Source organism: Sphingopyxis sp. (genome assembly GCF_016463645.1).
In the GTDB taxonomy this organism is placed as follows: domain Bacteria; phylum Pseudomonadota; class Alphaproteobacteria; order Sphingomonadales; family Sphingomonadaceae; genus Sphingopyxis.
Genome location: NZ_JAEMQX010000176.1, coordinates 1 through 5,868 on the forward strand (window position 1 = coordinate 1; position 5,868 = coordinate 5,868).

The following is a 5,868-nucleotide window of genomic DNA, read 5'->3' on the forward strand; positions in this document are numbered from 1 at the left end:
GGCGGGGGTATCGTTCACGCGCGAACGATTAGGGAACAGCGAGCAGGCTGTCCAGTGCGGCGAGGCCGACGGAAGGGATGGTTCCGCCGCGTTTCAATTCGTCGAGCGTCGCGCGCGCCATGGCGCGATAGGCGGGAAGCAGCTCGGGGCCATGCGTCTCCAGCGTATCGAGATGGCCGCCGATCGTTCGGGCATCGCCGCGCAGCAACGGTCCCGACAATCCCGCAAAGCCGAGGGTGAGGCTGTTTTCGAGCGACGCGCGGACGAGCGGCGCGAGCAACGCCGCCGGATCGTCGACTCCCGCTTCCTCCAGCGCGCGGGATGCCCCGGCGATCAGCGTCACCAGATGGTTCGATGCGTGGCAGAGCGCCGCGTGATAGAGCGCCCGCCGGTCCTCCGCGATCTCGACCGCGACGCCGCCGAGCAGCGCGACGATGCGTTTGGCCGCTCCGGTCGCCTCTGCGGACGAGCCGGTGATCGCGAACCGCGCGGCCACCATGCGCCGGGCTTCGACCGCCGGATCGCCCGTGAATGTCATTGCGGGGTGGATTGCGGCGGTCAGCGCACCGGCGGCGCGTAGCGGATCGAGAATGGCCGCGCCGCTGCCCCCGCTGACATGGAAGATCAGGGGCGTTCGGCCCATCGGCAGCACGGCTGCGATATCGGGCACGATATCCGGCAGCGCATCGTCGGCGACAGCGATTGCGATGATGTCGCATTCGGTAACCAGGCTAGCGATGTCGGGTATTGCGATCGCGCCGACCTGTTCCGCCGTCACGTGGAGCTTCTCCGGAGCGCGGCCCCACAGCATCGGCCGCGATGGCGAATGCGGAGCGAGGGCGAGTACAAGGGCCTGCGCGACGCGGCCGGTGCCGATGATTCCGGGCTGACGGGAACGGACATGGGTCATGGGCGTCCGTGTAACGCGCGGGCGGGGTTTCTCCAATGGAAGGTCGCTTTCGACCAGAAGCTGTCCGATCAATCATCGTCACCCCGGACTTGATCCGGGGTCCCGCTTGAAATCGAAACCTGCTCTTCCGCCATAAGAAGCGGGATTCCGGGTCAAGCCCGGGATGACGAAGCGGGGTGGCTTGCCGTCCGCTCCCACCCCGAAACTGCCATCGACCGCCCCCCAAAAACTTCTGTCCTACATTATCGCGCCGTGGCAGCCTTCACCGGCTCTTTGAAATCGTCGGTTTCGGCAGACAGCTCCCCGGATACTGCTTCTAAAGCCACAAAGGACACAGTTTCGATGCGCGCATGCGGGGCTTTTGTGGCTTTAAGCCCGACGGAGCGAAAAATACGCCATTCGCCCAAAGCCAAAAGGCGCTTCCAGCGCCCGGATTGCCGTTCGTGCTTTATCTCGCAATATCCCGCATCTACGGTCGGGCAATGCAGCGATATCCGATGATGAAACTGGCCGGAGGGGCATTGGCCATTCTGGCGCTTTCCGCCTGCGCCGGCGGCAAATATCGTCCCGTTACCGATACGCCGGTCCGCATAGGACCAGCCTATACGATCCGCGGTACGACCTATGTGCCCGCCGCCGCGCCCGCCTATGACGCGCTTGGCTATGCGAGCTGGTACGGCAGTGAATCGGGGAACCGCACGGCGAACGGCGAACAATTCCGGCCCGGCTGGATCACCGCCGCGCACACCACCTTGCCGCTCCCGACCTATGTCGAGGTTACCGCGCTCGATAGCGGGCGGCGGATCATCGTCCGCGTCAACGATCGCGGCCCGTTCGCGCGCGGGCGGATCATCGACCTGTCGCGCGGTGCGGCCGAACAGCTCGGCATGAAGGCGCAGGGCCATGCGCCGGTGCGCGTGCGCCGCGTCGAGCCGTCGGAAAAGGATCGCGAACGGCTGCGCAAGGGCAAGCCCGCGGCTTCGCTGTCGCGGGTGCCCGATAGCGAGTTGCTGTATCTGCGCGCGCAGCTCGCCGCCGGGGGGCGCTGACGCTTCGCATTCGACCTTGCGCCGGGCACGGCGCGCGCGCAAAGCGTCGCGAACAACAATGGGGAGGGGCGTTGCCCGTGGATCTGGCACCCTATCGACAGCATCGGCGAATCCTGACCGCGAGCCTCGTCGGCACCGCGGTCGAATTTTATGATTTCTATATCTATGGCACTGCGGCGGCGCTGGTATTCGGGCCGCTCTTCTTTCCCGAGAGTTCGGACTCGGCGCAGTTGATGTACAGCTTCATGACCTTCGGGCTCGCCTTCTTCGCGCGGCCCGTCGGAGCGATCGTCTTCGGCCATTATGGGGACCGGATCGGGCGCAAGTCGACGCTCGTTGCGTCGCTGATGCTGATGGGCGCCTCGACGCTGCTGATCGCGTTTCTGCCGACCTATGCGATGGTCGGCTGGGTGGCGCCGCTGCTGCTCTGCATATTGCGCTTCGGGCAAGGCTTCGGGCTCGGCGGTGAATGGGGCGGGGCGGCATTGCTTGCGGTCGAGAATGCGCCGTCGGGCTGGAAATCGCGCTTCGGCATGTTCCCGCAACTCGGCGCGCCGGTTGGTTTCATTGCGGCGAACGGGCTGTTCCTGCTGCTCGGGCTGGGACTGAGCGATGCCGATTTCGCAGCGTGGGGCTGGCGCATTCCTTTCCTGCTGTCGGCAGTGCTCGTCGGGCTGGGACTGTGGGTGCGGCTCAGGATCGGTGAGACGCCGGACTTTGCCGAGGCGCTCGAAAAGGAGGCGCCGGTCGCGGTGCCGCTCGGCGAATTGTTCCGGCACCATCTGGTCGCGACGCTGGCGGGGACCTTCGCGGTCGTCGCCTGTTTCGCGATCTTTTACCTTGCGACCAGTTTCGCGCTTGCCCACGGGACGTCGGTGCTCGGCTATCCGAAGGAGCAGTTCCTGCTGATCCAGCTTGGCGCGATCCTGTTCATGGCGCTGGGCATCGTCTTCGCCGGATACTGGAGCGACGCGTCGAGCGCGCAGCGCGTGCTGACCTGGGGCTGCGGCGCGACGATCCTGATCGGCTTCCTGTTCGGGCCGTCGCTGGCGTCGGAAAGCTGGCCGCTGATCTTCGCTGGGCTGGCTGCGGCGCTGTTCGTGATGGGATTGGTCTATGGTCCGCTCGGAAGCTGGCTGACCGGGCTGTTTCCGGTGCGCGTGCGCTATACGGGGGCGTCGGTGGCGTTCAACGCCGGCGGCATATTGGGCGGCGCGATGGCGCCGATCGTCGCGCAGGCGCTCGCCGAGCGGGGCGGGACCGGGACCGTGGGCTATTATCTCGCACTCGCCGGGATCGTCAGCTGGCTGGGCCTGCTGATGGTGCGACGGATCGCTACGCCGGCCTGAGCAACGTCAGCTTCGCCTTGCCGACCTTGCGTGTCGCGTCGATTTCGAAGCCCGCGACCTCGACAGATTCCTTCTCGCCGGTCTCGATCGAGATCCAGCTGTCGGCGCCGATCCAGCCCAAACGATTGAGCTTGTCGAGCGCGACGCCGCCTGCGCCGGTGTCATAGGGCGCGTCGATCAACAGCAGATCGTAGGTGCGGCGCGCAGGCCCGAGGGCGAGCACCGAACCGGCACGAATGTCGGCGCGTGGCGTCGCCCCGAGCGTCGCGAGATTCTTGCGCAGCGCGTCGAGCGCATCGCGGTCCTGCTCGGCGAACAGGCATTGCTCGGCGCCGCGCGAAAGCGCCTCGATCCCGAGCGCGCCCGAGCCGGCGAACAGGTCCGCGACAGCCAATCCTTCGAAGCTGCCAAGACGGCTCGCGAGCATCGAGAAGAGCGTTTCGCGTGTGCGGTCGGCCGTCGGGCGCGTCGCATCGTTCTTCGGTGCAAGCAACCTGCGACCGCGCCACTCGCCGGAAATTACCCGCATCAGCCGAGGTGCCGGCGGAATTTGAACAGTTCGTCGCGCGGCACGACTTCGACCGCTCCCATATCGAGGCCGGCAAGGGTGAATTCGCCATAGCGCGTGCGGATCAGACGGCTGACCTGCAATCCCAGATGTTCGAGCACGCGACGAACCTCCCGGTTCTTGCCCTCGGTCAGCGTCATCTCGATCCACTGGTTGCGACCGGTGCGACGTTCGAGGTTCGCGTCGATCTTGCCGTAACGAATGCCGTCGATCTCGATTCCTTCGATAAGCTCCTCAAGCTGCATCTGGCTGATGTCACCGAAGGCGCGCGCGCGATAGGTGCGCTCGACTCCGCTGGCGGGGAGTTCGAGCTGACGCTTGAATTCGCCGTCGTTGGTAAGGAGGAGCAGACCCTCGGTATTATAATCGAGGCGGCCGACCGGCATCAGGCGCGGCAGACCCTTGGGCAACAGGTCATAGATCGTCTTGCGCCCCTTGGGGTCGCGCGCGGCGGTCAGGCAGCCCGCGGGCTTGTGAAAGCGGTAGAGGCGCGTCGAGACCGGTTTGGCGACGGGATTGCCGTCGACCGTCAGCCCGTCGAGCGAGGCGAGCAAAGGGGCGGGCTGCGCGATCACCTCGCCATTCAGCGCGATGCGTCCTTCCTCGATCATCCGTTCGACGTCGCGGCGCGATCCGACGCCGGCGCGCGCGAGCAGCTTGGCGATGCGCTGCGGCCCATCCTCGCGCTCCTCGGCGGGCTTGGTCTTGAGCGCGGCGGCGGCGCCGCGGGCGGCGCGGCGGCCTTTCGGGGCGTCGCGGTCTGCGGCGGGGCGAGGCGTCGAGCGAGGCGGGCGGCGGGTCGTCATCGGAACGGATGCGGCTTTCTTGTCGTTTTCAAAGGAAAGAGTGTTGCGTTGTGATCACGCTCATAGCCGGAAAAGACCCGCTTCGTCGATGCCAAGCAGAAGCGATCTTGCGGGACGGCACGGAGCGAGTCATGGCGTTGTTGGAAGGAGTCATCATGCTCTTCGGTCACCGCCCGACCTGCATCAAGCGATTGCTGATCATCGAGGATGATCCGCTGACCGCTTTCGACAATGAGCACACGCTGAAGGTCAGCGGGTATGACATCGTCGCGACGGTTGATTCGGGCGAGGCTGCCGTGGCGATCATGGCCGCCGAGCCGGTCGATGCCGTCGTTCTCGATCTCGGGCTGGCGGGCCATATGACGGGACGCGAGGTTGCCCGGCTCGCGCGCGACCGCGGGATCGCTGTGCTGCTGGTGACGGGACAATGCCCCGCCGATGCCGAGGAGATCGCGATCGCCTGCCTCGGTAAGCCGCACAGCGCGTCGGCGCTGGTGTCGGCTCTCAAGGCGGTCGAGATGATGACCTGCAAGAATCAGGCGCCGCGCAAGGTCGGCGGGCTCACGACTTTCTGGCGCCCTGCCGCCGCGTGAGCGCGGCCAGTCGATAAATAGCTGCTTCCAATTTGGGACCAAGCCTTTAGGCCCTGTCGCATAACAGGCGCCCGCGACGCGGGTGCGCGGGGAGCGCGGCATGTCGGTTGATCTCATTCGGTTTATCATTTTCGTCGCGATCCTTGGCGGGCTCGTGGTCGTTGCGCTGTCGATCCCGGCGTTCCGTCCCTATCTCCGCAAAAACCCGATGGTCACCTTCCTGCTCGGCATATCGAGCGGCTTTCCCTTGACGCTTCTGATCGGAACGATGACCTTCTGGCTCGCGAAGGTCGGGATTGATACGGCGACCATCGGCTTCGCAGTTGCGCTGGGCATTCCCTATACTCTCAAATTCCTGTGGGCGCCGCTTGTCGACAAGCTGCCGCTGCCCTTCCTCACAGGGACCTTCGGGCAACGGCGTGGCTGGCTGTTTCTTGTACAGGCATTGCTGTTCCTTTCGATCTGGCAACTCGGCGCGAGCGATCCGAAGCCGGGCGACATGGGCTTGTTTGCGGTGTGGGCGCTGATCACCGCATTCCTGTCGGCGACGCAGGATATCGTCATCGACGCCTATCGCATCGAGATATTGGAGG

At 65.5% G+C, this 5,868-nt stretch carries 6 protein-coding genes and 1 pseudogene; 4 read left to right on the forward strand and 3 right to left on the reverse strand.

From position 1 onward, the window contains the following. Window positions 1–28: 28 nt before the first annotated feature. On the reverse strand, window positions 29–910 hold the full coding sequence (locus JHC57_RS20535; protein WP_294032445.1) for a Rossmann-like and DUF2520 domain-containing protein: 882 nt from the start codon (window positions 908–910) through the stop codon (window positions 29–31). Between the two features lie 497 nt (window positions 911–1,407). Between JHC57_RS20535 and JHC57_RS20540 the strand changes: the two genes are divergently transcribed. Both JHC57_RS20540 and JHC57_RS20545 read left to right on the forward strand, forming a co-directional pair. After that, window positions 1,408–1,959, forward strand: a complete 552-nt coding sequence (locus JHC57_RS20540) for a septal ring lytic transglycosylase RlpA family protein (RefSeq protein ID WP_294032446.1) — start codon at window positions 1,408–1,410, stop codon at window positions 1,957–1,959. A gap of 83 nt (window positions 1,960–2,042) precedes the next feature. Next, window positions 2,043–3,308, forward strand: a complete 1,266-nt coding sequence (locus JHC57_RS20545) for an MFS transporter (RefSeq protein WP_294032450.1) — start codon at window positions 2,043–2,045, stop codon at window positions 3,306–3,308. Here the strand turns inward: JHC57_RS20545 and rsmD are convergent. Together rsmD and JHC57_RS20555 are read right to left on the reverse strand one after the other, a co-directional pair. Continuing rightward, window positions 3,295–3,837 (reverse strand): 16S rRNA (guanine(966)-N(2))-methyltransferase RsmD, encoded by a 543-nt coding sequence (gene rsmD / locus JHC57_RS20550; protein WP_294032447.1) that lies wholly within the window; start codon window positions 3,835–3,837, stop codon window positions 3,295–3,297. The two genes, JHC57_RS20545 and rsmD, sit on opposite strands and share 14 nt — an antisense overlap. Beyond that, window positions 3,837–4,682, reverse strand: a complete 846-nt coding sequence (locus tag JHC57_RS20555; protein ID WP_294032448.1) for a pseudouridine synthase — start codon at window positions 4,680–4,682, stop codon at window positions 3,837–3,839. The genes rsmD and JHC57_RS20555 overlap by 1 nt, the downstream gene beginning before the upstream one ends. Window positions 4,683–4,813: 131 nt before the next feature. Here JHC57_RS20555 and JHC57_RS20560 point away from each other — a divergent pair, with 131 nt between their 5' ends. Next, the gene (locus JHC57_RS20560) at window positions 4,814–5,275 is read left to right on the forward strand and encodes a response regulator (protein WP_294032449.1); all 462 of its coding nucleotides are present in this window, start codon (window positions 4,814–4,816) and stop codon (window positions 5,273–5,275) included. Between the two features lie 100 nt (window positions 5,276–5,375). Continuing rightward, window positions 5,376–5,868: pseudogene (locus JHC57_RS20565) on the forward strand (MFS transporter); the annotation flags it as partial.

Bases quoted from the DNA above. Each gene is read 5' to 3' on its own strand.
- JHC57_RS20535 (WP_294032445.1), bottom strand. From the start codon at position 910: ATGACCCATGTCCGTTCCCGTCAGCCCGGAATCATCGGCACCGGCCGC.
- JHC57_RS20540 (WP_294032446.1), top strand. From the start codon at position 1,408: ATGATGAAACTGGCCGGAGGGGCATTGGCCATTCTGGCGCTTTCCGCC.
- rsmD (WP_294032447.1), bottom strand. From the start codon at position 3,837: ATGCGGGTAATTTCCGGCGAGTGGCGCGGTCGCAGGTTGCTTGCACCG.
- JHC57_RS20555 (WP_294032448.1), bottom strand. From the start codon at position 4,682: ATGACGACCCGCCGCCCGCCTCGCTCGACGCCTCGCCCCGCCGCAGAC.
- JHC57_RS20560 (WP_294032449.1), top strand. From the start codon at position 4,814: ATGGCGTTGTTGGAAGGAGTCATCATGCTCTTCGGTCACCGCCCGACC.